This window comes from Paraburkholderia sp. UCT2 (genome assembly GCF_014397665.1).
Lineage (GTDB): Bacteria > Pseudomonadota > Gammaproteobacteria > Burkholderiales > Burkholderiaceae > Paraburkholderia > Paraburkholderia tuberum.
Genome location: NZ_VZQO01000012.1, coordinates 1 through 26,393, shown reverse-complemented (window position 1 = coordinate 26,393; position 26,393 = coordinate 1). Strand labels below are relative to the sequence as shown.

The window sequence follows — 26,393 nt, the reverse complement described above, 5'->3', positions numbered from 1 at the left end:
CCGAAATTATATCAAATAATCTCGGTCTTGCAAGCGAAACTTACTGCGATTTCAACTACTTCTACAGCTTTGCGACATTAGATGACGCGAGCAGCCTCGACCAGGCGAGCCACAACCCAAGCCTTCGTCTTCGAAATCGGACGAGTTTCCTGGATTTCAACGAGGTCACCCTCGTTGTAGGTGTTCGCGTCGTCATGCGCGTGGTACTTCTTCGACCGCACGACGTACTTGCCGTAGATCGGGTGCTTCACGCGGTGCTCGACCAGCACGGTAACCGTCTTGTCCATCTTGTTGCTGACGACCTTGCCGACCAGCGTCCGCTTGAGCGAGGTTTTTACGCTATCGTTCATTTCTGGTTCGCCTTCTCAGTCAGGACGGTCCGCACACGCGCGATGTCGCGACGGACCTTCTTCAGCTGGCTCGTGTTCGTGAGCTGCTGGGTCGCGAGTTGCATGCGCAGGCCGAATTGCGCCTTCAACAGGTCCGACAGCTCCTTGTTGAGCGCGGCCTGATCTTTCTGGTGAAGTTCGGAAGCCTTCATCATTTGCTCCTTAGGCGCCGAGCTGACGCACGATAAACGTCGTCTTCAGCGGCAGCTTCGCTGCAGCCAGACGGAACGCTTCGCGCGCCAGTTCTTCGGTTACGCCGTCCATTTCGTACAGCATCTTGCCCGGTTGAATCTCAGCGACGTAGTACTCCGGGTTACCCTTACCGTTACCCATACGCACTTCCGCCGGCTTGGTCGAGATCGGCTTGTCCGGGAAGATCCGGATCCAGATGCGGCCACCGCGCTTGATGTGACGCGTCATTGCACGACGCGCCGCTTCAATCTGGCGCGCGGTCAGACGGCCACGACCGACAGCCTTCAGGCCGAACTCACCGAACGACACCGCGTTGCCGCGGGTAGCAACGCCGGTGTTACGACCTTTCTGCTCTTTGCGATACTTTCTGCGTTTCGGTTGCAGCATCGTTATTCTCCAGTCTTCCCGTCGCCGCCGGCACCGCCAGCACGTCGGGGAGCGCCACGGCGTGCACCTGCCGGGCCACCACCTTCGCCATCACGACGCGGACGGCGATCGCCACCCGGACGTGCATTGCGGCGCGGACGCTTTTCTTCGGCGACTTCTTCGACCACCGGTGCGTCGTTGCGGCCGAGCGTGTCGCCCTTGTAGACCCACACCTTCACGCCGATGATGCCGTACGTCGTCTTTGCTTCCGACGTTGCGTAGTCGATATCCGCACGCAGCGTATGAAGCGGCACGCGACCTTCGCGATACCATTCCGTACGGGCGATTTCGATACCGTTCAGACGGCCAGCGCTCATGATCTTGATGCCTTGAGCACCCAGACGCATCGCGTTCTGCATCGCACGCTTCATCGCGCGGCGGAACATGATCCGGCGCTCGAGCTGTTGCGTGATCGAATCAGCGATCAGTTGCGCGTCCGTTTCCGGCTTGCGGATTTCTTCGATGTTGACGTGAACCGGAACGCCCATGCGCTTTTGCAGCTCGGACTTCAGCAGTTCGATGTCTTCACCCTTCTTGCCGATCACGACACCCGGACGCGAGCTGAAAATCGTGATACGCGCGTTCTTTGCAGGACGCTCGATCACAACGCGGCCGACGGACGCGTTCTTCAGCTTCTTCTTCAGGTATTCACGAACACCGATGTCTTCCTGCAACATCGCCGCGAAATTGTTGTTGTTCGCGTACCAACGCGAAGCCCAATTGCGGCTGACGGCCAAACGGAAGCCAGTCGGATGAATCTTCTGTCCCATCGTATGACCCCTTAATTCCCGACCGTCACAGTGATGTGACAGGATTGCTTCTCGATGCGGTTACCGCGGCCTTTAGCGCGCGCGGTGAAACGCTTCAGCGATGCTGCCTTGTCGACGTAGATGCTCTTGATCTTGAGCTCGTCGATATCGGCGCCTTCATTGTGCTCCGCATTCGCGATCGCCGACAGCACGACCTTTTTCACGATCCCCGCAGCCTTCTTCGGCGAGAACGTCAGAACGTTCAGCGCCTTGTCGACCGGCAAACCGCGGATCTGGTCAGCCACAAGGCGCGTTTTCTGCGCCGAGATGCGGGCACCGCGATGAATTGCTTTCACTTCCATCTTGATTGCCCCTTATTTCTTGGCCTTCTTGTCGGCCGCGTGTCCCTTGAACGTACGGGTCAGTGCGAACTCGCCAAGCTTGTGGCCGACCATGTTTTCCGTGACATACACCGGAACGTGTTGACGGCCGTTGTGAACGGCGATCGTCAGGCCGATGAAGTCCGGCAGGATCGTCGAGCGACGCGACCAGGTCTTGATCGGTTTCTTGTCACGCGATGCTGCAGCCGCCTCAACCTTCTTCAGCAAATGGGCGTCGCAGAACGGACCTTTCTTAATAGAACGTGCCATTGCCTACTCCTTAACGCTTGTGACGGCGCTGGACGATCATGCTCGTCGTGCGCTTGTTGCTGCGGGTGCGATAGCCCTTCGTCGGCGTGCCCCACGGGCTCACCGGATCGCGGCCTGCCGCAGTCTTGCCCTCGCCACCACCGTGCGGGTGGTCGACCGGGTTCATTGCAACGCCACGCACCGTCGGGCGGATACCGCGCCAGCGGTTCGCACCAGCCTTACCGATTTGACGGAGGCTATGCTCTTCGTTGCCTACTTCACCGATCGTTGCGCGGCATTCAACGTGAACGCGGCGGATTTCGCCCGAACGCAGACGAACCTGCGCGTAGATGCCTTCGCGAGCCAGCAGCATCGCCGACGTACCCGCCGAACGCGCCATTTGCGCGCCCTTGCCCGGCAGCATTTCGATGCAGTGAATCGTCGTACCGACCGGGATGTTGCGGATCGGCAGCGTGTTACCTGCGCGGATCGGCGCCTCCGAACCCGACATCAGCTGTTGACCGACGGCAATACCCTTCGGAGCGATGATGTAGCGGCGCTCGCCGTCTGCGTACAGAACCAGCGCGATGTTCGCGCTACGGTTCGGGTCGTACTCGAGACGCTCGACCTTTGCGGGAATACCATCCTTCGTGCGACGGAAGTCGACGACACGATAGTGATGCTTGTGACCACCACCCTTGTGACGCGTGGTGATGTGACCGTTGTTGTTACGGCCGGCGGTCGACGACTGCGTGTCGAGCAGCGCTGCGAACGGCTTGCCCTTGTGCAGTTCCTTGTTGACCACCTTGACCATCGCGCGGCGACCCGGCGAAGTCGGCTTAACTTTCACGATTGCCATGATTACTTGGCCTCCGCTTCAAAGTTGATTTCCTGGCCGGGCTTCAGGCAGACGTACGCCTTCTTCACGTCCTTGCGCTTGCCCATGAAGCGACCAAAGCGCTTGGCTTTGCCCTTCGCGACCAGCACGTTGACGGAATCGACTTCCACCTTGAACAGCAGCTCGACTGCAGCTTTCACTTCCTGCTTCGTGGCATCCGGCGCGACTTCGAACACAACCTGTTCGTTCTTGTCGGCCACCAGCGTCGCCTTTTCGGAGACCACCGGCGCGAGCAGGACCTGCATCAAACGATGATCGTTCTTGCGAATCTCGCTCATGACAGCAACTCCTCGATCTGGGCGACCGCAGCCTTCGTGATCAGGATCTTCTTGAAGTAGATCAGCGACAGCGGGTCGGCGTAACGCGGCTCCACAACCGCCACGTGGGCGAGGTTGCGCGACGCGAGGTACAGGTTTTCGTCAACCGTGTCGGTAATCACCAGCACGGAATCGAGACCCATCGCCTTGAATTTTTCGGCCAGCAGCTTCGTCTTCGGCGCTTCGAGCGTCAACTCATCGACCACCGAGATGCGGCCTTCGCGGGCCAGCTGCGAGAAGATCGAGCAGAGACCTGCACGATGCATCTTCTTGTTGACCTTGTGCGAAAAGTTTTCTTCCGGCGAATTCGGGAAAATACGGCCACCGCCGCGCCACAGCGGGCTCGACGACATACCGGCACGGGCGCGGCCCGTACCCTTCTGGCGCCACGGCTTCTTGGTCGTGTGTTTGACCTGCTCACGATCCTTCTGCGCGCGGTTGCCGCTACGGGCATTCGCCTGGTACGCAACCACCACCTGGTGAATCAGGGCTTCGTTGTAGTCGCGGCCGAACACGACGTCCGACGCGCTAACGCCTGCACTTTCCTGACCATTGGCATTCAGGAGCTTAAGTTCCATTATTTCGCTCCTTTCACGGCACGCGTCTTCACGGCCGGCGTAACGAATACCTTGCCACCCTTCGCACCCGGAACGGCGCCCTTGACCAGCAGCAACTTGCGGTCAGCATCGATACGAGCGATTTCGAGGTTTTGCACCGTTACCTTCTCATCACCCATGTGACCGGTCATGCGCTTACCCGGGAAAACACGACCCGGATCCTGCGCCATACCGATCGAGCCCGGCACATTGTGCGAGCGCGAGTTACCGTGTGATGCACGGCCAGACGAGAAGTTATAACGCTTGATGGTACCGGCGTAGCCTTTACCGATTGACACGCCTTGCACGTCGACCTTCTGGCCCACTTCGAACAGCTCGGGACCAACCACGGCGCCGCTCGACAGTTCGGCAGCCTTAGCGGCATCGATCTGGAATTCTTTGAGGATTTCACCGGCTTGAACACCGGCTTTGGCGAGATGACCTGCCAACGGCTTCGTCACGCGGGATGCACGGCGCGTACCGAAGGCAACCTGCACGGCCGTGTAGCCGTCGGTTTCAACAGTCTTGATCTGCGTCACGCGGTTGTCGGACACGTCCAGCACGGTGACGGGAATTGAATCCCCTTCAGCCGTGAAGATACGGGTCATACCAACCTTGCGACCTACGAGTCCAAGGCTCATCGTTTTCTCCATTCCCGACTGCGATTGGTCGGGGCTAATTTACAAAATGCCGGCACCGCTTCGGGCATGAAACCATGCTGCAGGACGCCGACTTTTTTACGCAAATGCGCGAAAAGCTCAACAGTATAGCGAGCCTTTTCGTTTTCCGCAAGCAATCAATGACTTAGCGTTGCCCGGGTGGCCGGGCAAGGGCTGGAAGCCTTACTGCAGCTTGATTTCAACGTCCACGCCAGCCGGGAGATCCAGCTTCATGAGCGCGTCGACGGTCTTGTCCGTCGGGTCAACGATGTCCATCAGACGCTGGTGGGTGCGGATTTCGAGCTGGTCACGCGAGGTCTTGTTGACGTGCGGCGAACGCAGGATATCGAAGCGTTGAATGCGGGTCGGCAGGGGTACGGGACCACGAACAATCGCGCCAGTCCGCTTTGCCGTATCGACGATTTCAGCTGCCGATTGGTCGATCAGGCGATAGTCGAAAGCCTTCAGGCGAATGCGGATTTTCTGGTTCTGCATGACAAATTCCTTGAAAAGAGCGAGGCGATATTGCACCGCCGATTAGAAAAAGAACGTAGGCTCGGACGCTCGCGCAGAGCGAGTGCCCGAGCCCGGGCGCTACAGACTGCTACAGCAATCGTCGATGTTACTCGATGATCTTGGCGACGACACCAGCGCCGACCGTACGGCCCCCTTCGCGAATTGCGAAGCGCAGACCTTCTTCCATCGCGATCGGGTTGATCAGTTTCACCGTGATCGACACGTTGTCGCCCGGCATCACCATTTCCTTGTCCTTCGGCAGCTCGATCGAGCCCGTCACGTCCGTCGTACGGAAGTAGAACTGCGGACGGTAGTTGTTGAAGAACGGCGTGTGACGGCCGCCTTCGTCCTTGCTCAGCACGTATACTTCAGCCGTGAAGTGCGTGTGCGGGTTGATCGAACCCGGCTTGGCCAGAACCTGACCACGCTCCACGTCTTCACGCTTCGTGCCGCGCAGCAGGATACCAACGTTGTCGCCTGCCTGACCCTGGTCGAGCAGCTTGCGGAACATTTCCACGCCCGTGCAGGTCGTCTTGGCCGTTGCGCGGATACCGACGATCTCGATTTCCTCGCCAACCTTGATGACGCCGCGCTCGACGCGACCCGTCACCACCGTGCCGCGACCCGAGATCGAGAACACGTCTTCCACCGGCATCAGGAACGCACCGTCAACCGCGCGCTCCGGCGTCGGGATGTACGTGTCCAGCGCATCGGCCAGGTTCATGATCGCTACCTCGCCCAGCTCGCCCTTGTCGCCTTCCAGCGCCAGCTTGGCCGAACCCTTGATGATCGGCGTCTCGTCGCCCGGGAAGTCGTACTTCGACAGAAGTTCGCGAACTTCCATCTCGACAAGTTCCAGCAGCTCGGCGTCGTCCACCATGTCGCACTTGTTCAGGAACACGATGATGTACGGAACGCCAACCTGACGCGCCAGCAGGATGTGCTCACGCGTTTGCGGCATCGGGCCGTCGGCAGCCGAGCACACCAGGATTGCGCCGTCCATCTGCGCCGCGCCCGTGATCATGTTCTTCACGTAGTCTGCGTGGCCCGGGCAGTCGACGTGTGCGTAGTGGCGGTTAGCCGTTTCGTACTCGACGTGCGCGGTGTTGATGGTAATGCCACGCGCCTTTTCTTCCGGCGCCGCGTCGATCTGGTCGTACGCCTTCGCTTCGCCGCCAAACTTCTGCGTCAGGACCGTCGTGATCGCTGCCGTCAGCGTGGTCTTGCCGTGGTCAACGTGACCGATCGTGCCCACGTTCACGTGCGGCTTGGTCCGCTCGAATTTACCTTTAGCCATGTTTCTCTTCTTTCAGAAAGTTAATCGTTGAATGACTTTGCCGCGCGATTACTTCGACTTCGCGTTGATGATCGCTTCCGACACGTTACGCGGAGCTTCAGCGTAGTGCTTGAACTCCATCGTGTACGTTGCACGGCCTTGCGTCAGCGAACGCAGAGACGTCGAGTAGCCGAACATTTCCGACAGCGGCACTTCGGCGCGAACGATCTTGCCGCCGCCAACCATGTCATCCATGCCCTGAACAATACCGCGACGGCCAGAGAGGTCACCCATCACGTTGCCCATGTAGTCTTCCGGCGTTTCGACTTCGACAGCCATCATCGGTTCGAGGATGACCGGCTGTGCCTTGCGCATCGCTTCCTTGAACGCCATCGAACCGGCCATGCGGAACGCGTTTTCGTTCGAGTCGACATCGTGGTAGGAACCGAACGTCAGGTGAACCTTCACGTCCACGACCGGGAAGCCCGCCAGCACGCCGGCCTTCAGCGTTTCCTGGATACCCTTGTCGACTGCCGGGATGTATTCACGCGGAATCACACCGCCCTTGATCTCGTCCAGGAACTCGTAGCCCTTGCCTTGCTCGTTCGGCTCGAGCGTGATGACCGCGTGACCGTACTGGCCGCGACCACCCGACTGCTTGACGAACTTGCCGTCAACGTCTTCCGCCTTGCCGCGAATCGTTTCGCGGTAAGCCACCTGCGGCTTGCCAACCGTTGCTTCGACGCCGAACTCACGCTTCATCCGGTCGACCAGAATTTCCAGGTGGAGCTCGCCCATGCCCGAAATAATGGTTTGACCCGATTCTTCGTCCGTTTGAACGCGGAACGACGGATCTTCCTGCGCCAGACGGTTCAGGGCCAGACCCATCTTTTCCTGGTCCGGCTTCGTCTTCGGCTCAACAGCCTGCGAAATCACGGGTTCCGGGAAAACCATGCGCTCGAGCACGATCGGGCTCGTCGGATCGCACAGCGTGTCGCCCGTGGTCGCGTCCTTCAGGCCGACCGCAGCGGCGATGTCGCCTGCGCGCACTTCCTTGATTTCTTCGCGCTGGTTCGCGTGCATCTGCAGAATACGGCCCAGACGTTCCTTCTTGTCCTTGGTCGCGTTCAGCAGGGTGTCGCCCGAATTCACAACGCCTGAGTAGACACGGAAGAAGATCAGTTGGCCGACGAACGGGTCGGTCATGATCTTGAATGCCAGTGCCGAGAACTTTTCGTCGTCAGCAGCGCGGCGCTCACCCTTTTCACCGTTTTCCAGCTCGCCGGTAACCGGCGGGATGTCGACCGGCGACGGCAGGAAGTCGAGCACGGCGTCCAGCATGCGCTGCACCCCCTTGTTCTTGAACGCGGTGCCGCACAGCATCGGCTGGATTTCGCAGGCGATCGTACGGTCGCGCAGACCCTTGATGATTTCCTCTTCGGTCAGCTCACCCGACTCGAGGTACTTGTTCATCATGTCTTCGTTCGCTTCCGCCGCGGCTTCGACCATCTTTTCACGCCATTCGTTGCATGTGTCGACGAGCTCTGCCGGGATGTCTTCGTACGAGAACTTGGTGCCTTGGGACGCGTCGTCCCAAATGATCGCCTTCATCTTCATCAGATCGACGACGCCCGTGAAGTTCTCTTCCGCGCCGATAGGCACGACGACCGGAACCGGGTTCGCCTTCAGACGCAGCTTGAGCTGGTCGTAGACCTTGAAGAAGTTCGCGCCGGTACGGTCCATCTTGTTGATAAACGCGAGACGGGGAACCTTGTACTTGTTAGCCTGACGCCACACGGTTTCCGACTGGGGCTGCACGCCGCCCACAGCGCAGTACACCATGCACGCGCCGTCGAGCACGCGCATCGAGCGCTCGACTTCAATCGTGAAGTCGACGTGACCCGGGGTGTCGATGATGTTGATGCGGTGTTCGGCGCGGTCGCCCGCCATGCCCTTCCAGAACGCCGTGGTAGCAGCGGAAGTAATCGTGATGCCGCGCTCCTGTTCCTGCTCCATCCAGTCCATGGTGGCAGCGCCGTCGTGAACTTCACCAATCTTGTGGTTCACGCCCGTGTAGAACAGAATGCGCTCGGTCGTCGTCGTTTTGCCGGCGTCGATGTGAGCGCTAATACCGATGTTACGGTAGCGCTCGATAGGAGTCTTGCGAGCCACTTTGATCCTCTATTGGGATGACGCGATGCGAGAGATGCCCATCGCGCTGTAACACAAACGGGCGAGGCGCCTTTGAAGCGCACCCGCCCGGAATTTCTTTCCGTTTTCCGCTAAACCCGGGGTGGGGAAGCTTAGAAACGGAAGTGCGAGAACGCCTTGTTGGCTTCTGCCATCCGGTGAACTTCGTCGCGCTTCTTCATCGCGCCGCCACGGCCTTCGGCCGCTTCGGAGAGCTCACCTGCCAGACGCAGGGCCATCGACTTCTCGCTGCGCTTCTTCGCGGCTTCACGCAGCCAACGCATCGCCAATGCCATACGACGCGACGGGCGCACTTCGACCGGAACCTGATAGTTCGCACCACCAACGCGGCGGCTCTTCACTTCGACCACCGGCTTGACGTTGTTGAGCGCCACCGTGAACACTTCCAGCGGGTCCTTGCCACCCTTGGTCTGGATCTGTTCGAAAGCGCCGTACACGATACGCTCGGCAACCGACTTCTTGCCGGAGAGCATCAGCACGTTCATGAATTTTGCTACATCAACGTTGCCAAACTTCGGATCCGGCAACACTTCCCGCTTGGGGACTTCGCGACGACGCGGCATGTTTCTTCCTTTACTTTTCAGTTGGAGCTGTTTACAGCCCCGCGGCCACCAACTAACCCGATTCATCCGTAAGACTAACCAGCCTGGTCGGGTGACCACTTACTCGATAGCACCGGCGATTCCGGCACCATCGCTATTACCGCCTTTGCAGGCGACCTGAAACTACGATCGACCGGCTAAATTACTTGCCAGCCTTGGCACGCTTCGCACCGTACTTCGAGCGAGCCTGCTTACGATCCTTGACGCCCTGGGTATCCAGCGAGCCGCGAACCATGTGGTAACGCACACCCGGCAAGTCCTTCACACGGCCGCCGCGAATCAGCACGACCGAGTGTTCCTGCAGGTTGTGGCCTTCGCCACCAATGTACGAAATGACTTCGAAGCCGTTCGTCAGACGAACCTTGGCGACCTTACGGAGTGCCGAGTTCGGCTTCTTCGGTGTCGTGGTGTACACACGGGTGCACACGCCGCGACGCTGGGGGCAGTCCTGCAAAGCCGGGCTCTTGCTCTTCGTCGTTTCCGACGTGCGGCCTTTGCGAACCAGTTGATTGATGGTTGGCATTGATTATTCCTGAAATTGAACAAAATCGACGCATCGGTTTCCGGGCAAAGCAGAAACGCCCGCGCATCGAACTTCCGGCTGGCCCGCTCACGCACGAACTGAAGTTGCGCGTAGGCATTCCAAGAACCGGAACCTAACATAATATTCCGAAAATACTAAGGGAGTCAACAGGTTGCGGTGTTTCGCCCCTGTCAATCCGGCTAAACAGCCAGACGACGTCAGTCTGCCGCTACGACGTGCAGCAATTCGTAGCCGAAACGGTCCAGTTTACGCGCCCCCATGCCCGGAATCCCGCGCAGATCGTCGATTGAATTGGGGCCGAGACGGGCGATTTCCGCGAGCGTCGCGTCATGGAAAATCACATAAGCCGGCACTCCGTCGCTCTTCGCGGTTTCTGTGCGCCACATGCGTAGACGCTCCCAGCGGGCCCGCTCGCGAGGGCCCATGCCAATGGTCGGATCGGCGCGCTCGCTCGTACGACCCGACGATTGACGCGTGCGTGTCGGCTTGACGTAGCGACGCATCGTCACCTTCTGCTCGCCCTTGAGCACCGGCTTGCTCGCCTCCGTCAGCACGAGCGAACCGAAGCCCTCGTGGTCGACCGTCAGGTAACCGAACGCGACGAGTTGGCGAAAGATCGCACGCCACTCCGGCTCACCGAGCGCCGCGCCGATACCGAACGTGGTCAGCTTCTCGTGGCCGCGCTGCAGGATTTTTTCGCTGCGGTTGCCACGCAAAATATCTATCAGGTGTCCGGCTCCGAAATGAAAGCCGCTCGCACGCTGCGCGCGAAACACGCACGACAGCGCCATCTGAGCCTCGCGCGTTGCATCCCAGGTCGGCGGCGGCTCGAGGCAGTTGTCGCAGTTGCCGCACGGCTGGCTCGTTTCGCCGAAGTACGCGAGCAGGCGCACCCGCCGGCAAGTCGCCGTTTCGCACAAACCGAGCAGCGCGTCGAGCTTGCCGGTCTGGACCCGCTTGTGCGCGTCGTCTGCTTCGGATTCGTCGATCATCTTGCGCTGCTGCACGACGTCGCCGAGCCCGTAGGCCATCCACGCGTTCGACGGCAGTCCGTCGCGGCCCGCGCGGCCGGTCTCCTGGTAGTACCCTTCCACGCTCTTGGGCAAATCCAGATGCGCGACGAACCGCACGTCGGGTTTGTCGATGCCCATGCCGAACGCAATCGTCGCGCACATCACGATGCCTTCCTCGCGCTGGAACATCTCCTGATGTTTCTGGCGCACCTCGAACTCCATGCCGGCGTGGTATGGCAGCGCGCGCATGCCCTTTTCCTTCAGCCACTCCGCGGTTTCCTCGACCTTGCGGCGCGACAGGCAATAAACGACGCCCGCGTCGGTCGTACCGTCGGCTTTCGTATGCTCGGCGCGGATGAAGTCGAGCAGTTGCGTGCGCGCGTTGTCTTTTTCGGCGATGCGATAGCGGATGTTCGGCCGATCGAAACTCGACACGAACACGCGCGCATCTTCGAGCGCGAGACGGTGGATGATTTCGTCGCGCGTGATCGCGTCGGCGGTCGCCGTCAGCGCGATGCGCGGGACATTCGGAAAGCGCTCGTGCAGCACCGACAGCTGAATATATTCGGGCCGGAAATCGTGTCCCCATTGCGACACGCAGTGCGCTTCGTCGATCGCGAAAAGACCGATGCGCGTGCGTTCGAGCAGTTCCTGGAAGCGCGGCGTCATCAGCCGCTCCGGTGCGACGTAGAGCAGATCGATGTCGCCGTCGCGGAGCGCCCGCTCGGTGGCCACCGCCTCCGCGCTCGACAACGTTGAGTTCAAGTACGCGGCCCGCACGCCGACTTCGGTCAGCGCGGCCACCTGATCCTGCATCAGCGCGATCAGTGGCGACACCACGATGCCGGTGCCAAAGCCGCATTCGCGCCGCACCAGCGACGGGATCTGATAGCACAGCGATTTGCCGCCGCCCGTCGGCATCAGCACAAGGCAATCGCCACCGTCGGCGACGTGCTCGACAATTTCGCCCTGCTGCCCTCTGAACGCGGGATAACCAAAGACTTCATTGAGGATTTCGAGCGGTCGGGACATGTATTTGAGAGAGACGGCGAAAGGAACGGCACGCAGGCGGTGAGACGAATTTTACCAACCCATTCGTGCCGCGCCCGCGCTTTGCGACAACGTTAGCCATCGGGCCTAGGACTGCTCCGGCACGTCGCACCCATGCACGCGCAAAAAAGAGCAAAAAAAAACCGCTCAGTCGAAACTGAGCGGCCTTTTTTTCGTGGCTCGTGAGGCAAGGCGGCTTGCGCCGCCAGCACTTACTCGCCCGAGTGTTGCTGTTCGGCAGCCGGCGTTTCGGGCGTACCGAATTCGAACGACTCTTCCGCTGCGATCTGATCGAAACGCTCGCGGTCGGCCAGTTCCTTGCTCTTGCGCGCCTTGTGGAACGCGAGACCCGTACCGGCCGGAATCAGGCGGCCGACGATCACGTTTTCCTTCAGGCCACGCAGGTCGTCGCGCTTGCCCATGATCGCCGCTTCGGTCAGCACGCGGGTCGTTTCCTGGAACGACGCCGCGGAGATGAACGAATCGGTCGACAGCGACGCCTTCGTGATACCGAGCAGCACGTTTTCGTACGTTGCCGGACGCTTGTCTTCCGCGATCATACGGTCGTTCTCGTCGAGCATGTCCGACCGCTCGACCTGTTCGCCCGGGATGAAACGCGTGTCGCCGTTGTCCGAAATCTGCACGCGGCGCAGCATCTGGCGCACGATCACTTCGATGTGCTTGTCGTTGATCTTCACGCCTTGCAGACGGTACACGTCCTGCACTTCGTCCACGATGTAGCGCGACAGCGCCTCGACGCCCTGCAGACGCAGGATGTCGTGCGGATCCGCCGGTCCGTCGACGATCATTTCGCCCTTGTTGACGACCTGACCATCGTGCACCAGAACCTGCTTTTCCTTCGCGATCAGGAACTCGTGCTGGTTGCCCTCGAGGTCCGTGATAACGAGACGCTGCTTGCCCTTCGTGTCCTTACCGAACGACGTCGTACCCGTGACTTCCGCCAGGATACCCGCGTCCTTCGGCGAACGTGCTTCGAACAGTTCCGCCACACGCGGCAGACCACCGGTAATGTCACGCGTCTTCTGCGATTCGGTCGGGATACGTGCGAGCACTTCGCCGACCTGCACCTGCTGACCGTCCTTCACGGTGATCAGCGCGCCGACCTGGAAGCCGATCTGCACCGAGTGCTCGGTGTTCGGGATCTTCACTTCCTCGCCGTTCGCATCTAGCAGCTTGACCTGCGGACGCACCGTCTTCGACGCCTGCGAACCACGACGCTTCACGTCGATCACGACGAGCGTGGACAGACCCGTCACGTCGTCGATCTGTTTCGCGACCGTCACGCCTTCCTCGACGTTCTCGAACTTCACCGTACCACCGTACTCGGTGATGATCGGACGCGTCATCGGATCCCACGTGGCCAGTTGCGTGCCAGCCTTGATCTGCGCACCGTCGAGCTGCAGCAGCGTGGCGCCGTACGGCACCTTGTGACGCTCGCGCTCGCGGCCGTGATCGTCGGTGATCATCGCTTCACCCGAACGCGAGATGACGATCTGCTCGCCCTTCGCATTCGTGACGTAACGCATGGTCGACGTGAAACGCACCGTACCGTTCGACTTCGCTTCGACCGACGATGCCACCGCCGCACGCGACGCCGCGCCACCGATGTGGAACGTACGCATCGTGAGCTGCGTGCCCGGTTCACCGATTGACTGCGCCGCGATCACGCCGACCGCTTCGCCGACGTTCACCAGCGAGCCGCGGCCGAGGTCGCGACCGTAGCAGGCCGCGCACAGACCGTAGCGCGTTTCGCAGGTCAGCGGCGTGCGCACGCGCACTTCGTCGATGCCGAGGCGTTCGATGTCTTCGACCGCGTCTTCGTCGAGCAGTGTGCCCGCTTCGAACAGCGTTTCCTGCGATTCCGGGTTGACGATGTCAGCCACGGCGACGCGACCCAGGATACGGTCACGCAGCGCTTCGACCACTTCACCGCCTTCCACGAGCGCCTTCATCGCCACGCCGTTCGACGTGCCGCAATCTTCCTCGACGACGACCAGATCCTGCGTCACGTCGACGAGACGACGCGTCAGGTAACCCGAGTTCGCGGTCTTCAGTGCCGTATCAGCCAGACCCTTACGTGCACCGTGGGTCGAGATGAAGTACTGCAACACGTTCAGACCTTCGCGGAAGTTCGCCGTAATCGGCGTCTCGATGATCGAGCCGTCCGGCTTCGCCATCAGACCGCGCATACCGGCCAGCTGACGGATCTGAACCGCGGAACCACGAGCGCCTGAGTCCGCCATCATGTAGATGGAGTTGAACGACTCCTGACGCGTCTGGTTGCCGTCGCGGTCCGTGACCGGTTCCGTCGACAGCTGCTCCATCATTGCCTTGCCGACCGCTTCCGACGTCGCCGACCAGATGTCGACCACGTTGTTGTAGCGCTCCTGCGCAGTGACGAGACCCGACATGTACTGACGGTCGTATTCCTTCACCTTCTTCGCGGCGTCGCCAACGATGGTTTCCTTCTGCGGCGGTACGAGCATGTCGTCGACGCAAATCGAAATACCAGCGCGCGTTGCCAGACGGAAGCCCGACTGCATCAGTTGGTCGGCGAAAATCACCGTCTCACGCAGACCGCACTTGCGGAACGCGGTGTTGATCAGACGCGAGATTTCCTTCTTCTTCAGCGGCTTGTTCAGCACCGAGAACGGCAGACCCGGCGGCAGGATTTCCGACAGGATCGAGCGGCCAACCGTGGTCGCATACAGCGTGATCTTCGGCACGAACGTCGGCGCGCCTTCCGACTTGTCTTCGTTGTGGACCATTTCGGTGATCCGCACGTTGACGCGCGAGGCCAGTTCGACTTCCTTGTTCTCGTACGCGCGCAGCACTTCCGACACGCCCGTGAACGTCAGGCCTTCGCCCTTGCCGTTCACCGCTTCACGCGTCGCGTAGTACAGGCCGAGCACGATATCCTGCGACGGCACGATCGACGGATCGCCGTTAGCCGGGAACAGTACGTTGTTCGAGGCGAGCATCAGCGTGCGCGCCTCCATCTGCGCTTCGAGCGACAGCGGCACGTGAACGGCCATCTGGTCACCGTCGAAGTCGGCGTTGAACGCCGCGCAAACGAGCGGATGCAGCTGGATTGCCTTACCTTCGATCAGCACCGGCTCGAAAGCCTGGATGCCGAGACGGTGCAGCGTCGGCGCACGGTTCAGCATGACCGGATGTTCGCGGATCACCTCTTCGAGGATGTCCCACACCACCGGTGTCTGGTTCTCGACCTCCTTCTTCGCAGCCTTGATGGTGGTAGCGACACCCATCACTTCGAGCTTGTTGAAGATGAACGGCTTGAACAGTTCGAGCGCCATCAGCTTCGGCAGACCGCACTGATGCAGCTTCAGCGTCGGGCCGACCACGATCACCGAACGGCCCGAGTAGTCGACACGCTTACCGAGCAGGTTCTGACGGAAGCGACCGCCCTTACCCTTGATCATGTCCGCGAGCGACTTCAGCGGACGCTTGTTCGCACCGGTCATCGCCTTGCCGCGACGGCCGTTGTCGAGCAGCGAGTCGACGGCTTCCTGCAGCATCCGCTTTTCGTTGCGGACGATGATTTCAGGCGCCTTCAGCTCGAGCAAGCGCTTCAACCGGTTGTTACGGTTGATCACGCGGCGATACAGGTCGTTCAGGTCCGACGTCGCGAAACGGCCGCCGTCGAGCGGGACGAGCGGACGCAGTTCCGGCGGCAGCACCGGCAGCACTTCGAGGACCATCCAGTCCGGCTTGATGCCCGAACGCTGGAACGCCTCGAGCACTTTCAGGCGCTTCGCGTACTTCTTGATCTTCGCTTCCGAGCCGGTGTTCTTGAGCTCCGTGCGCAGCAGCTCGACCTGCTCGTCGATGTTGATCGCGCGCAGCAGTTCGCGAATACCTTCCGCGCCCATCTCGGCACGGAATTCGTCGCCGTATTCCTCGACCTTGTTGTAGTAATCCTCTTCGGTCATGATCTGCCGCGCTTTGAGCGGCGTCATGCCCGGATCGATCACGACGTATGCTTCGAAGTACAGCACGCGCTCGATGTCGCGCAGCGTCATGTCGAGCACCATGCCCAGACGCGACGGCAGCGACTTCAGGAACCAGATGTGCGCGACCGGCGAGGCCAGCTCAATGTGGCCCATTCGCTCACGACGCACCTTCGCGAGCGTCACTTCGACGCCGCACTTCTCGCAGATCACGCCGCGGTGCTTCAGGCGCTTGTACTTGCCGCAAAGGCATTCGTAGTCCTTGATCGGACCGAAAATCTTCGCGCAGAACAGACCATCGCGCTCCGGCTTGAACGTGCGGTAGTTGATGGTTTCCGGCTTCTTGACTTCACCGAACGACCACGAACGGATCTTGTCCGGCGAGGCCAGACCGATCTTGATCGCGTCGAAAACTTCAGGTTGTTGGACTTGCTTGAATAGATCGAGCAAAGCTTTCATCGCTTCTCTCCAGTAGTCCGATTAGTTCCGGTCCAGGTCGATATCGATACCGAGCGACCGGATTTCCTTCACCAACACGTTGAACGACTCAGGCATGCCGGCATCGATCACGTGATCGCCCTTGACCAGGTTCTCGTAAACCTTGGTCCGGCCCGTCACGTCGTCCGACTTCACCGTCAGCATTTCCTGCAGCACGTACGATGCGCCGTACGCTTCGAGCGCCCACACTTCCATTTCACCGAAACGCTGGCCACCGAACTGCGCCTTACCGCCCAACGGCTGCTGCGTGACGAGCGAGTACGGGCCCGTGGAACGCGCGTGCATCTTGTCGTCGACCAGGTGGTGCAGCTTCAGGTAGTGCATGTAGCCGACCGTCACCGTACGTTCGAACATCTCGCCCGTGCGACCGTCGAACAGCCGCACCTGGTTCTTCGACGGCGTCATGCCGAGGTTTTCAGCGATGTCGTCCGGGAACGCCAGATCCAGCGCGCGGGACATTTCTTCTTCCGTCGCACCGTCGAACACCGGCGTTGCGAACGGCACGCCTTCGCGCAGGTTCTTCGCCAGTTCGAGGATTTCGTCGTCGCTGAAGCTGTCCAGCTCTTCGGCGCGGCCCGATTCGTTGTAGATCTTGATCAGGAATTCGCGCAGTTCAGCGATCTTCGCCTGACGCTGCAGCATTTCGCCGATACGCCAGCCGAGACCCTTCGCGGCCCAACCCAGATGCACTTCGAGAACCTGACCCACGTTCATCCGCGACGGCACGCCGAGCGGGTTCAGAACAACGTCAGCCGGACGGCCGTCGGCCATGTACGGCATGTCTTCGATCGGCACGATCTTCGACACGACACCCTTGTTACCGTGACGGCCTGCCATCTTGTCGCCAGGCTGCAGACGGCGCTTCACCGCCAGATACACCTTGACCATCTTCAGCACGCCCGGCGGCAGTTCGTCGCCTTGCGTGAGCTTCTTGCGCTTCTCTTCGAACGCGAGGTCGAACTGGTGACGCTTCTCTTCGATCGAGTTCTTGATCGCTTCGAGCTGTGCCGCTGCTTCTTCATCCGCGAGCCGGATGTCGAACCAGTGGTAGTGGTCCAGATCTTCGAGGTAAGCGCGCTCAATCTTCGTGCCCTTCGCGAGCTTCTTCGGACCGCCATTCGCGACCTTGCCTTCGAGCATGCGCGCGAGACGCTGGAACGCATCACCTTCGACGATACGCAGCTGGTCGTTCAGGTCGAGACGATAGCGCTTCAGTTCATCGTCGATGATCTGTTGCGCGCGCTTGTCGCGCTGGATGCCTTCACGCGTGAATACCTGCACGTCGATCACGGTGCCGCTCATGCCCGACGGCACGCGCAGCGACGTGTCCTTCACGTCCGACGCCTTCTCACCGAAGATCGCGCGCAGCAGCTTTTCTTCCGGCGTCAGTTGCGTTTCGCCCTTCGGCGTGACCTTGCCGACCAGCACGTCGCCCGCTTCGACTTCCGCGCCGATGTACACGATGCCCGACTCGTCGAGACGGCCAAGCTGCACTTCGGCGAGATTCGAGATGTCGCGCGTGATTTCTTCCGGTCCGAGCTTCGTGTCGCGTGCAACGACGTTCAGTTCTTCGATGTGAATCGACGTGTAACGGTCGTCCGCAACGACCTTCTCCGAAATCAGGATGGAGTCTTCGAAGTTGTAGCCGTTCCATGGCATGAACGCGATCAGCATGTTCTGGCCGAGCGCGAGCTCGCCCAGATCGGTCGATGCGCCGTCAGCCAGCACGTCGCCGCGCGCAACCTTGTCGCCCATCTTCACGATCGGACGCTGGTTGATGTTCGTGTTCTGGTTCGAACGCGTGTACTTGATCAGATTGTAGATGTCGACGCCGACTTCACCCGCGACCGCTTCGTCGTCGTTCACGCGAATCACGATACGGCCTGCGTCGACGTAATCGACCACACCGCCACGCAGTGCCTGAACCGTCGTGCCCGAGTCGACCGCCACGGTGCGTTCGATGCCCGTACCGACGACCGGCTTTTCCGGACGCAGACACGGGACGGCCTGACGCTGCATGTTCGAGCCCATCAATGCGCGGTTCGCGTCGTCGTGCTCGAGGAACGGAATCAGCGAAGCTGCGACCGACACGATCTGCGACGGCGCCACGTCCATGTACTGAATGCGGTCCGGCGTGACCATCAGCGTTTCGCCCGCTTCACGCGACGACACGAGTTCGTCGGTCAGCGTGCGGTCGTCGGCCACCGCCGCGTTCGCCTGAGCGATCACGTAACGGCCTTCTTCGATCGCCGACAGATAGTCAATCTGGTCGGTCACCTTGCCGTCCGCCACCTTGCGATACGGCGTTTCGAGGAAGCCGTATTCGTTCAGGTGCGCGTACAGAGCGAGCGAGTTGATCAGACCGATGTTCGGACCTTCCGGCGTTTCAATCGGGCACACACGGCCGTAGTGAGTTGGGTGCACGTCGCGGACTTCGAAGCCTGCGCGCTCACGAGTCAGACCGCCCGGGCCTAGTGCAGAAACACGACGCTTGTGCGTGATTTCCGACAGCGGATTGGTCTGGTCCATGAACTGCGACAGCTGCGACGACCCGAAGAACTCGCGAATCGCCGACGAGATCGGCTTCGAGTTGATCAGGTCGTGCGGCATCAAGTTTTCGCTTTCGGCCTGGCCGAGGCGTTCCTTCACAGCACGTTCGACACGCACGAGGCCCGCGCGGAACTGGTTCTCAGCGAGTTCGCCGACGCAGCGCACACGACGGTTGCCGAGGTGGTCGATGTCGTCCACTTCGCCCTTGCCGTTGCGCAGCTCGACGAGGATCTTGATCGTCGCGAGAATGTCGTCGTCCTGCAGCGTCATCGGACCGACGATTTCATCACGGCCGACGCGCCGGTTGAACTTCATACGACCCACCTTCGACAGGTCGTACGCTTCTTCGCTGTAGAACAGACGGTTGAACAGTGCCTCGACCGCTTCTTCGGTCGGCGGCTCGCCCGGACGCATCATGCGGTAGATCGCGATACGTGCGGCCATCTTGTCGGCCGTTTCGTCGATACGCAGCGTCGACGAGATGTACGGACCCTGGTCCAGATCGTTCGTGTAGAGCGTCTGGATGTCCTTGATCTTCGCTTCGCGCAGCTTTTCGAGCACGGATTCGGTAATTTCGTCGTTGGCGTTCGCGATGACTTCACCCGTATCGCCGTCGATCACGTTCTTCGCGAGCACGCGGCCGAGCAGATAATCTTCCGGCACCGAGATGAACTTGGTCTTCGCGTTATCGAGGTCGCGAATGTGCTTTGCGTTGATCCGCTTGTCCTTCTGGACGATCACGTTGCCATCGCGGTCCGTGATATCGAAGCGCGCGACTTCACCGCGCAAACGCTCCGGCACGAATTCCATCTGCGCGCCTTCCGGCATCAGCGTGAAATTGTCGAACACGAAGAAGTTTGCGAGGATCTGTTCCGGCGTCAGGCCGATGGCCTTTAGCAGGATCGTGACCGGCATCTTACGACGACGGTCGACGCGGAAGTACAGCACGTCCTTCGGGTCGAACTCGAAGTCGAGCCACGAGCCACGGTAGGGAATGATACGTGCCGAAAACAGCAGCTTGCCCGAGCTGTGCGTCTTGCCCTTGTCGTGTTCGAAGAAAACACCCGGCGAACGGTGCAGCTGCGAAACGATCACACGTTCCGTGCCGTTGATGACGAACGAACCGGTCGGCGTCATGAGCGGGATTTCGCCCATGTACACTTCCTGTTCCTTCACTTCTTTGACGACCGGCTTGCTCGGTGATTCTTTGTCGAGCAGCACCAGACGCACCTTGGCGCGCAGCGCCGAGCAGTACGTCAGACCGCGCTGCTGGCATTCCTTGATGTTGAATGCCGGCGGCGACAGCATGTAGCTGACGAACTCAAGGCGCGCGAAGCCGTTGTGCGAAACGATCGGAAAAACGGAAGTAAACGCGGCCTGCAAGCCTTCCGGCTTGCGTTGCGTAGATGACGTATCTGCTTGCAGAAACGTGCTGAATGATTCAAGCTGGGTTGCCAGCAGGAAAGGTACTTGGTGAACGATGGGGCGCTTCGCAAAACTCTTGCGAATACGCTTCTTCTCGGTGAAGGAATATTGCATACGATCTCCGAATCACGGCGGGCATAGTTGTCGAGGCAGGATACCTTGATGAGACAACCCGAGTGTTCACCGACTGAGACCCGATGGCCGTCCGATGGCTTGAACGAGCCTAGAAGCTTGGTGGTTGGCCGCTACCAACCGCTGGCTGACGGCAGCGGATGCCTGTGTTGCCCGCTACCCGACCAAACTTGCCTTCTGCAGTCGCTTCAGAAGACAAAGAGAAATGCCGGTCAAAATTACCGTGGGCGTTTTTCTTTGGCTTCTGGGAATCACATTCCTGCCGGCATACGCCCGCAAAAACGCGTCCTCCACAAAGCACAAAAAGGCCGGCGGTGAAAAACCGCCAGCCTTCGCACAGCGCGTTGAAGCTTACTTGATTTCAACCTTCGCGCCGGCTTCTTCCAACTTCTTCTTGGCTTCTTCAGCAGCAGCCTTGGGCACCGCTTCCTTAACGGGCTTCGGTGCACCGTCGACCAGATCCTTCGCTTCCTTCAGGCCGAGACCCGTCAGTTCGCGAACAGCCTTAATGACCGAAACCTTGTTTGCACCGGTTTCAGCCAAGATGACCGTGAATTCGGTCTGCTCTTCAGCAGCAGCAGCGCCGCCGGCTGCACCTGCCGGGCCAGCCACTGCAACAGCAGCTGCCGAGACGCCAAACTTTTCTTCGAATGCCTTGACCAGCTCGTTCAGTTCCAGAACCGACATCGAGCCTACGGCTTCGAGGATGTCTTCTTTTGCGATTGCCATTTGAAATACTCCTAAATTGAATTCGGATACAGCCAGCGATCAATCACGCTCGACTGAAGTGCATTACGCAGCGGCTTCTTCGCCTTGCTTCTTTTCTGCCAGCGCGGCCAGAGCGCGCGCGAAGCCAGAAACAGGTGCCTGCATAACGTACAACAGCTTGGAGAGCAGTTCTTCGCGGCTCGGGATGCTTGCCAGCGCTTGCACGCCAGCCTTGTCCATCACCTTGCCTTCGTAGGAACCAGCCTTGATGACCAACTTGTCATTGCTCTTGCTGAAGTCATTGACGACCTTAGCAGCAGCAATCGCATCTTCCGAGATGCCGTAGATCAGGGGGCCAGTCATCTGCTCTGCCAGCGGAGCAAACGGGGTACCCTCGACGGCGCGACGCGCCAGCGTGTTCTTCAACACGCGAAGGTAAACCTGTTGCTCACGCGCTTTCGCGCGCAGCTTGGTCAGATCGCCAACCGCGATTCCACGATACTCAGCCAGAACCACGGTCTGAGCTTTCGCGACTTGCGCGGCAACCTCAGCGACGACGGCCTGCTTGCTTTCTTTGTTTAGTGGCACGGTTAACCTCCAGATTCGATACACGCAGCGTGCGCCTTGTGTACCGCATTCAATAACGGCGTCCGACCAGTCAGGAGTATTTCGACCGTCAAAAATCCGTATCGCTACAGACATCCAACGGCTTCATCACTACAAAACCTTTTCGGGTTCGCCATCTGCGTTGGCTTTACATTAAGGGCCCGCCTACTTGCTGCGTGCCCACCAACGGTCTTTGACAACCGGTCGCGCGATGCAGACTGCCACCTCGCAACCGCCCAAAGCCCTTAAAAGCCGCCCCAACTCGCGCCGGAGCGGCGAAAATTCATTACTGGGCAGCGATCGACGTCTGGTCGACACGAACACCAACACCCATCGTGCTCGACAGGGCGACCTTGCGCAGATACACGCCCTTGCTCGTTGCCGGCTTCGCCTTCTGCAGCGCTTCGATCAGCGCATTCAGGTTGTTGCGCAGTGCTACCGGTTCAAACGAAGCGCGGCCGATCGTTGCGTGGATAATGCCGGCCTTGTCGACACGGAATTGCACCTGACCAGCCTTGGCGTTCTTGACCGCGGTCGCGACGTCCGGCGTGACCGTGCCAACCTTCGGGTTCGGCATCAGGCCACGCGGGCCGAGAATCTGCCCGAGCGTACCGACGATACGCATCGTGTCCGGCGAAGCGATCACGATGTCGAAGTTCAGGTTCCCGGCCTTGACCTGTTCGGCCAGGTCTTCCATACCGACGACGTCAGCACCAGCGGCACGAGCCTGCTCAGCCTTTTCGCCCTGCGCGAACACAGCGACGCGGACCGACTTACCGGTACCAGCGGGCAGCACGACCGAGCCGCGAACCACTTGATCCGACTTCTTTGCGTCAATGCCGAGTTGCACGGCGACGTCGATCGACTCGTCGAACTTCGCGCTTGCGCATTCCTTCACGAGCGACAGAGCGTCTTCGATCGGGTACAGCTTCTGACGATCCACTTTGGCTGCAAATGCTTGCAGACGCTTCGAAAGCTTAGCCATTTACACGCCCTCCACGGTGATGCCCATCGAGCGGGCGCTACCAGCGATCGTACGAACCGCTGCGTCCAGATCAGCAGCCGTCAGATCGGGCATCTTGGTCTTGGCGATATCTTCAGCTTGAGCGCGGGTGATCTTGCCGACCTTGTCGGTATGCGGCTTGCTCGAACCCTTGTCGAGCTTCGCTGCCTTCTTGATCAGAACCGTAGCCGGCGGCGTCTTCAGAACGAACGTGAAGCTCTTGTCCGCGAATGCCGTGATCACGACAGGAATCGGCAGACCCGGTTCCATCGCTTGAGTCTGCGCGTTGAACGCCTTGCAGAACTCCATGATGTTCAGGCCGCGCTGACCCAGCGCCGGACCAACCGGCGGCGACGGATTGGCTTTACCTGCAGGAATCTGCAGCTTGATAAAGCCGATAATTTTCTTTGCCATTTCGAGAACCTTTGTGGAACGCCGCCTTACGGGCGGACGCTCAGTGAGTAGTAGCGCGTGTTCGCCGACAAACTGGCTAGTTACGCTCCTCAACGGCCATTACGCGGACCGTAAGCGCGAAATACGGAACGCACCTAGCCGTGCGTTCCATAAAATCTAGACTACAACTTTTCGACTTGGCCGAATTCCAACTCGACCGGCGTTGCGCGGCCGAAGATTGTAACGGAAACACGGACTCGCGACTTTTCGTAGTTCACTTCTTCGACGCTGCCGTTGAAATCTGTGAACGGGCCTTCTTTCACGCGCACCATCTCGCCTACCTCAAACAGGGTCTTCGGACGCGGCTTCTCCACGCCCTCCTGCATCTGCGACATGATCTTTTCAACTTCCCTAGGGGAGATCGGGCTCGGCCGATTACGCGCCCCGCCGACGAAGCCGGTCACCTTCGCCGTATTTTTCACGAGATGCCACGTTTCGTCTGTCATTTCCATTTCGACTAAAACATAGCCCGGGAAGAAACGACGTTCGGTTACTGATTTGTGACCGCCCTTTACCTCAACAACCTCTTCCGTTGGAACGAGGATCTGGCCGAACTGATCCTGCATACCAGCCCGCTCGATGCGCTCCTGAAGCGCTCGTTGCACGCTCTTCTCCATACCGGAATATGCGTGCACTACGTACCAACGTTTGCCGCTCGGGGATGCCGGAGTATCACTCATATCATTTCCAACCCAGAATCGCCGAGAAAATCGCCCACTCAATGGATTTATCACAAACCCAGAGGAAGATAGCCATCACGACTACGAAGCCGAAGACCACGAGTGTTGTTTGGGTCGCCTCTTTGCGACTCGGCCAAACTACCTTGCGGACCTCTTTGTATGAGTCATTGGCGAAAGCGATGAAACCCTTGCCAGGCGCCGAGAGAAGACCGACTGCGACACCCGCGATCGCACCAACAGCCAAGGCGGCTCCGCGGATGTACCATTCCTGGCCATTAAGCCAGAAGAACCCCACGAACCCGGCCAAGACCAGCAACACACCTGCGATCAACATCAACTTGTCGCCGGATGCATTTACAGTTTCGACGGAAGGATTCGCCATAACACCTTAACAAGCGCCACTACGGCGCGATAGTTGGCAGGGGCAGAGGGAATCGAACCCCCAACCTTCGGTTTTGGAGACCGACGCTCTGCCAGTTGAGCTATACCCCTAAACCATTTGGGGTTGACGACACCGCCAACCCCGATACAACCGATTATCGAGAACTCTCTGGCGTTACTCGATGATCTTGGCGACGACACCAGCGCCGACCGTACGGCCCCCTTCGCGAATTGCGAAGCGCAGACCTTCTTCCATCGCGATCGGGTTGATCAGTTTCACCGTGATCGACACGTTGTCGCCCGGCATCACCATTTCCTTGTCCTTCGGCAGCTCGATCGAGCCCGTCACGTCCGTCGTACGGAAGTAGAACTGCGGACGGTAGTTGTTGAAGAACGGCGTGTGACGGCCGCCTTCGTCCTTGCTCAGCACGTATACTTCAGCCGTGAAGTGCGTGTGCGGGTTGATCGAACCCGGCTTGGCCAGAACCTGACCACGCTCCACGTCTTCACGCTTCGTGCCGCGCAGCAGGATACCAACGTTGTCGCCTGCCTGACCCTGGTCGAGCAGCTTGCGGAACATTTCCACGCCCGTGCAGGTCGTCTTGGCCGTTGCGCGGATACCGACGATCTCGATTTCCTCGCCAACCTTGATGACGCCGCGCTCGACGCGACCCGTCACCACCGTGCCGCGACCCGAGATCGAGAACACGTCTTCCACCGGCATCAGGAACGCACCGTCAACCGCGCGCTCCGGCGTCGGGATGTACGTGTCCAGCGCATCGGCCAGGTTCATGATCGCTACCTCGCCCAGCTCGCCCTTGTCGCCTTCCAGCGCCAGCTTGGCCGAACCCTTGATGATCGGCGTCTCGTCGCCCGGGAAGTCGTACTTCGACAGAAGTTCGCGAACTTCCATCTCGACAAGTTCCAGCAGCTCGGCGTCGTCCACCATGTCGCACTTGTTCAGGAACACGATGATGTACGGAACGCCAACCTGACGCGCCAGCAGGATGTGCTCACGCGTTTGCGGCATCGGGCCGTCGGCAGCCGAGCACACCAGGATTGCGCCGTCCATCTGCGCCGCGCCCGTGATCATGTTCTTCACGTAGTCTGCGTGGCCCGGGCAGTCGACGTGTGCGTAGTGGCGGTTAGCCGTTTCGTACTCGACGTGCGCGGTGTTGATGGTAATGCCACGCGCCTTTTCTTCCGGCGCCGCGTCGATCTGGTCGTACGCCTTCGCTTCGCCGCCAAACTTCTGCGTCAGGACCGTCGTGATCGCTGCCGTCAGCGTGGTCTTGCCGTGGTCAACGTGACCGATCGTGCCCACGTTCACGTGCGGCTTGGTCCGCTCAAACTTACCCTTGGCCATTTTCGACTCCTAAGAGGATTTTCCGTACGTTGCGCCGGGCGCAAACAATCACCGATTACTTCTGGTGCCCATGGGCAGGATCGAACTGCCGACCTCTCCCTTACCAAGGGAGTGCTCTACCACTGAGCCACATGGGCGCTACCTCTGTGTTGCTGGAGCGGGTGAAGGGAATCGAACCCTCGTCGTAAGCTTGGAAGGCTTCTGCTCTACCATTGAGCTACACCCGCAGGATCATGGATTCCCAACAACTGCTACATCTTGCATTCTGGTGGAGGAGGTTGGATTCGAACCAACGTAGGCGTAAGCCAACAGATTTACAGTCTGCCCCCTTTAGCCACTCGGGCACCCCTCCGCAGAGAACTGACGATTATGGGGGAACAATGTCTCTTTGTCAAGGGCTGCTTGACCGTTCCGATCCCAACGCTCTCATTTATATAGTGATTGACTGTTAGCCGTCCGTAAACGCAAAAACCCCACCGCGGCGGGTGGGGTTTCTGACTGGGGGGGAGCCTGACGATTACCTACTTTCACA

Annotated in this window: 25 protein-coding genes and 4 tRNA genes; all 29 read right to left on the bottom strand. The window is 59.8% G+C overall.

Features of this window, described 5'->3' with window-relative positions; all coding sequences use genetic code 11:
* Window positions 1-77: 77 nt before the first annotated feature.
* The 29 genes from rpsQ to F6X39_RS12040 all read right to left on the bottom strand — a co-directional run bounded on the left by rpsQ (window position 78) and on the right by F6X39_RS12040 (window position 26,213).
* A complete protein-coding gene (gene rpsQ / locus F6X39_RS12180; protein ID WP_007180129.1) occupies window positions 78-350 on the bottom strand; it encodes a 30S ribosomal protein S17 in 273 nt (90 codons plus the stop codon).
* A complete protein-coding gene (gene rpmC / locus F6X39_RS12175) occupies window positions 347-541 on the bottom strand; it encodes a 50S ribosomal protein L29 (protein ID WP_007180130.1) in 195 nt (64 codons plus the stop codon). The genes rpsQ and rpmC overlap by 4 nt, the downstream gene beginning before the upstream one ends.
* Window positions 542-551: 10 nt before the next feature.
* Complete coding sequence (gene rplP, locus F6X39_RS12170) at window positions 552-968, bottom strand: 50S ribosomal protein L16 (RefSeq protein ID WP_008923342.1); 417 nt, start codon at window positions 966-968, stop codon at window positions 552-554.
* A gap of 2 nt (window positions 969-970) precedes the next feature.
* Window positions 971-1,777 carry a 30S ribosomal protein S3 gene (gene rpsC / locus F6X39_RS12165; protein ID WP_012434570.1) on the bottom strand — a complete coding sequence of 269 codons (807 nt, stop codon included), beginning with the start codon at window positions 1,775-1,777 and terminating at the stop codon, window positions 971-973.
* Window positions 1,778-1,788: 11 nt separating this feature from the next.
* A complete protein-coding gene (gene rplV, locus F6X39_RS12160; RefSeq protein ID WP_004199272.1) occupies window positions 1,789-2,118 on the bottom strand; it encodes a 50S ribosomal protein L22 in 330 nt (109 codons plus the stop codon).
* A gap of 12 nt (window positions 2,119-2,130) precedes the next feature.
* Window positions 2,131-2,406 (bottom strand): 30S ribosomal protein S19, encoded by a 276-nt coding sequence (gene rpsS / locus F6X39_RS12155; RefSeq protein WP_006998484.1) that lies wholly within the window; start codon window positions 2,404-2,406, stop codon window positions 2,131-2,133.
* Between the two features lie 10 nt (window positions 2,407-2,416).
* Entirely contained in the window at window positions 2,417-3,244 is an 828-nt protein-coding gene (gene rplB, locus F6X39_RS12150; protein ID WP_184065465.1) for a 50S ribosomal protein L2, read from the bottom strand.
* A 2-nt stretch (window positions 3,245-3,246) separates the two neighbouring features.
* Entirely contained in the window at window positions 3,247-3,561 is a 315-nt protein-coding gene (gene rplW / locus F6X39_RS12145; protein ID WP_008923345.1) for a 50S ribosomal protein L23, read from the bottom strand.
* Window positions 3,558-4,178, bottom strand: a complete 621-nt coding sequence (gene rplD, locus F6X39_RS12140) for a 50S ribosomal protein L4 (RefSeq protein ID WP_090802165.1) — start codon at window positions 4,176-4,178, stop codon at window positions 3,558-3,560. Before rplD ends, rplW begins: the two co-directional genes overlap by 4 nt.
* Entirely contained in the window at window positions 4,178-4,837 is a 660-nt protein-coding gene (gene rplC, locus F6X39_RS12135; protein WP_090805499.1) for a 50S ribosomal protein L3, read from the bottom strand. The genes rplD and rplC overlap by 1 nt, the downstream gene beginning before the upstream one ends.
* 201 nt (window positions 4,838-5,038) lie before the next feature.
* Entirely contained in the window at window positions 5,039-5,350 is a 312-nt protein-coding gene (gene rpsJ / locus F6X39_RS12130) for a 30S ribosomal protein S10 (RefSeq protein ID WP_006998489.1), read from the bottom strand.
* 127 nt (window positions 5,351-5,477) lie between these two features.
* Window positions 5,478-6,668, bottom strand: coding sequence for an elongation factor Tu (tuf, locus tag F6X39_RS12125; protein WP_090802167.1), 1,191 nt, complete (start codon window positions 6,666-6,668; stop codon window positions 5,478-5,480).
* Between the two features lie 48 nt (window positions 6,669-6,716).
* The gene (fusA, locus tag F6X39_RS12120) at window positions 6,717-8,819 is read right to left on the bottom strand and encodes an elongation factor G (protein WP_184065462.1); all 2,103 of its coding nucleotides are present in this window, start codon (window positions 8,817-8,819) and stop codon (window positions 6,717-6,719) included.
* A gap of 131 nt (window positions 8,820-8,950) precedes the next feature.
* Window positions 8,951-9,421: a 30S ribosomal protein S7 gene (gene rpsG / locus F6X39_RS12115; RefSeq protein ID WP_006053291.1), complete on the bottom strand. Its 471-nt coding sequence runs from the start codon at window positions 9,419-9,421 to the stop codon at window positions 8,951-8,953.
* 181 nt (window positions 9,422-9,602) lie between these two features.
* A complete protein-coding gene (gene rpsL / locus F6X39_RS12110) occupies window positions 9,603-9,983 on the bottom strand; it encodes a 30S ribosomal protein S12 (RefSeq protein WP_006053290.1) in 381 nt (126 codons plus the stop codon).
* A gap of 218 nt (window positions 9,984-10,201) precedes the next feature.
* Window positions 10,202-12,049, bottom strand: a complete 1,848-nt coding sequence (recQ, locus tag F6X39_RS12105; protein ID WP_187616810.1) for a DNA helicase RecQ — start codon at window positions 12,047-12,049, stop codon at window positions 10,202-10,204.
* A gap of 230 nt (window positions 12,050-12,279) precedes the next feature.
* Window positions 12,280-16,518, bottom strand: coding sequence for a DNA-directed RNA polymerase subunit beta' (gene rpoC / locus F6X39_RS12100; RefSeq protein ID WP_187616809.1), 4,239 nt, complete (start codon window positions 16,516-16,518; stop codon window positions 12,280-12,282).
* A gap of 21 nt (window positions 16,519-16,539) precedes the next feature.
* Window positions 16,540-20,646, bottom strand: a complete 4,107-nt coding sequence (gene rpoB / locus F6X39_RS12095; protein ID WP_184040838.1) for a DNA-directed RNA polymerase subunit beta — start codon at window positions 20,644-20,646, stop codon at window positions 16,540-16,542.
* Window positions 20,647-21,015: 369 nt separating this feature from the next.
* Entirely contained in the window at window positions 21,016-21,393 is a 378-nt protein-coding gene (gene rplL / locus F6X39_RS12090; RefSeq protein ID WP_018420143.1) for a 50S ribosomal protein L7/L12, read from the bottom strand.
* A 63-nt stretch (window positions 21,394-21,456) separates the two neighbouring features.
* Window positions 21,457-21,960: a 50S ribosomal protein L10 gene (rplJ, locus tag F6X39_RS12085; protein ID WP_062129470.1), complete on the bottom strand. Its 504-nt coding sequence runs from the start codon at window positions 21,958-21,960 to the stop codon at window positions 21,457-21,459.
* A gap of 304 nt (window positions 21,961-22,264) precedes the next feature.
* On the bottom strand, window positions 22,265-22,963 hold the full coding sequence (gene rplA / locus F6X39_RS12080; protein WP_184065453.1) for a 50S ribosomal protein L1: 699 nt from the start codon (window positions 22,961-22,963) through the stop codon (window positions 22,265-22,267).
* Entirely contained in the window at window positions 22,964-23,395 is a 432-nt protein-coding gene (rplK, locus tag F6X39_RS12075; protein WP_008922976.1) for a 50S ribosomal protein L11, read from the bottom strand.
* A 161-nt stretch (window positions 23,396-23,556) separates the two neighbouring features.
* Window positions 23,557-24,114, bottom strand: a complete 558-nt coding sequence (gene nusG, locus F6X39_RS12070) for a transcription termination/antitermination protein NusG (RefSeq protein WP_075303275.1) — start codon at window positions 24,112-24,114, stop codon at window positions 23,557-23,559.
* A 1-nt stretch (window position 24,115) separates the two neighbouring features.
* Window positions 24,116-24,496, bottom strand: a complete 381-nt coding sequence (secE, locus tag F6X39_RS12065; RefSeq protein WP_187616808.1) for a preprotein translocase subunit SecE — start codon at window positions 24,494-24,496, stop codon at window positions 24,116-24,118.
* Window positions 24,497-24,530: 34 nt separating this feature from the next.
* A tRNA-Trp gene (locus tag F6X39_RS12060) sits at window positions 24,531-24,606 on the bottom strand.
* Window positions 24,607-24,670: 64 nt separating this feature from the next.
* Entirely contained in the window at window positions 24,671-25,861 is a 1,191-nt protein-coding gene (gene tuf / locus F6X39_RS12055; RefSeq protein ID WP_090802167.1) for an elongation factor Tu, read from the bottom strand.
* Between the two features lie 62 nt (window positions 25,862-25,923).
* A tRNA-Thr gene (locus F6X39_RS12050) sits at window positions 25,924-25,998 on the bottom strand.
* Between the two features lie 16 nt (window positions 25,999-26,014).
* A tRNA-Gly gene (locus F6X39_RS12045) sits at window positions 26,015-26,088 on the bottom strand.
* A gap of 39 nt (window positions 26,089-26,127) precedes the next feature.
* Window positions 26,128-26,213 (bottom strand) — tRNA-Tyr (locus F6X39_RS12040).
* Between the last annotated feature and the right edge of the window lie 180 nt (window positions 26,214-26,393).

Bases quoted from the DNA above. Each gene is read 5' to 3' on its own strand.
- rplC (WP_090805499.1), bottom strand. From the start codon at position 4,837: ATGAGCCTTGGACTCGTAGGTCGCAAGGTTGGTATGACCCGTATCTTC.
- rpsS (WP_006998484.1), bottom strand. From the start codon at position 2,406: ATGGCACGTTCTATTAAGAAAGGTCCGTTCTGCGACGCCCATTTGCTG.
- rplP (WP_008923342.1), bottom strand. From the start codon at position 968: ATGCTGCAACCGAAACGCAGAAAGTATCGCAAAGAGCAGAAAGGTCGT.
- rpoC (WP_187616809.1), bottom strand. From the start codon at position 16,518: ATGAAAGCTTTGCTCGATCTATTCAAGCAAGTCCAACAACCTGAAGTT.
- nusG (WP_075303275.1), bottom strand. From the start codon at position 24,114: ATGAGTGATACTCCGGCATCCCCGAGCGGCAAACGTTGGTACGTAGTG.
- rplV (WP_004199272.1), bottom strand. From the start codon at position 2,118: ATGGAAGTGAAAGCAATTCATCGCGGTGCCCGCATCTCGGCGCAGAAA.
- rpsC (WP_012434570.1), bottom strand. From the start codon at position 1,777: ATGGGACAGAAGATTCATCCGACTGGCTTCCGTTTGGCCGTCAGCCGC.
- rplD (WP_090802165.1), bottom strand. From the start codon at position 4,178: ATGGAACTTAAGCTCCTGAATGCCAATGGTCAGGAAAGTGCAGGCGTT.
- rplL (WP_018420143.1), bottom strand. From the start codon at position 21,393: ATGGCAATCGCAAAAGAAGACATCCTCGAAGCCGTAGGCTCGATGTCG.
- rpsQ (WP_007180129.1), bottom strand. From the start codon at position 350: ATGAACGATAGCGTAAAAACCTCGCTCAAGCGGACGCTGGTCGGCAAG.
- secE (WP_187616808.1), bottom strand. From the start codon at position 24,496: ATGGCGAATCCTTCCGTCGAAACTGTAAATGCATCCGGCGACAAGTTG.
- rplB (WP_184065465.1), bottom strand. From the start codon at position 3,244: ATGGCAATCGTGAAAGTTAAGCCGACTTCGCCGGGTCGCCGCGCGATG.
- tuf (WP_090802167.1), bottom strand. From the start codon at position 25,861: ATGGCCAAGGGTAAGTTTGAGCGGACCAAGCCGCACGTGAACGTGGGC.
- rpsL (WP_006053290.1), bottom strand. From the start codon at position 9,983: ATGCCAACCATCAATCAACTGGTTCGCAAAGGCCGCACGTCGGAAACG.
- rpsJ (WP_006998489.1), bottom strand. From the start codon at position 5,350: ATGCAGAACCAGAAAATCCGCATTCGCCTGAAGGCTTTCGACTATCGC.
- rpmC (WP_007180130.1), bottom strand. From the start codon at position 541: ATGAAGGCTTCCGAACTTCACCAGAAAGATCAGGCCGCGCTCAACAAG.
- recQ (WP_187616810.1), bottom strand. From the start codon at position 12,049: ATGTCCCGACCGCTCGAAATCCTCAATGAAGTCTTTGGTTATCCCGCG.
- tuf (WP_090802167.1), bottom strand. From the start codon at position 6,668: ATGGCTAAAGGTAAATTCGAGCGGACCAAGCCGCACGTGAACGTGGGC.
- rpoB (WP_184040838.1), bottom strand. From the start codon at position 20,646: ATGCAATATTCCTTCACCGAGAAGAAGCGTATTCGCAAGAGTTTTGCG.
- rplK (WP_008922976.1), bottom strand. From the start codon at position 23,395: ATGGCAAAGAAAATTATCGGCTTTATCAAGCTGCAGATTCCTGCAGGT.
- rplA (WP_184065453.1), bottom strand. From the start codon at position 22,963: ATGGCTAAGCTTTCGAAGCGTCTGCAAGCATTTGCAGCCAAAGTGGAT.
- rplW (WP_008923345.1), bottom strand. From the start codon at position 3,561: ATGAGCGAGATTCGCAAGAACGATCATCGTTTGATGCAGGTCCTGCTC.
- rpsG (WP_006053291.1), bottom strand. From the start codon at position 9,421: ATGCCGCGTCGTCGCGAAGTCCCCAAGCGGGAAGTGTTGCCGGATCCG.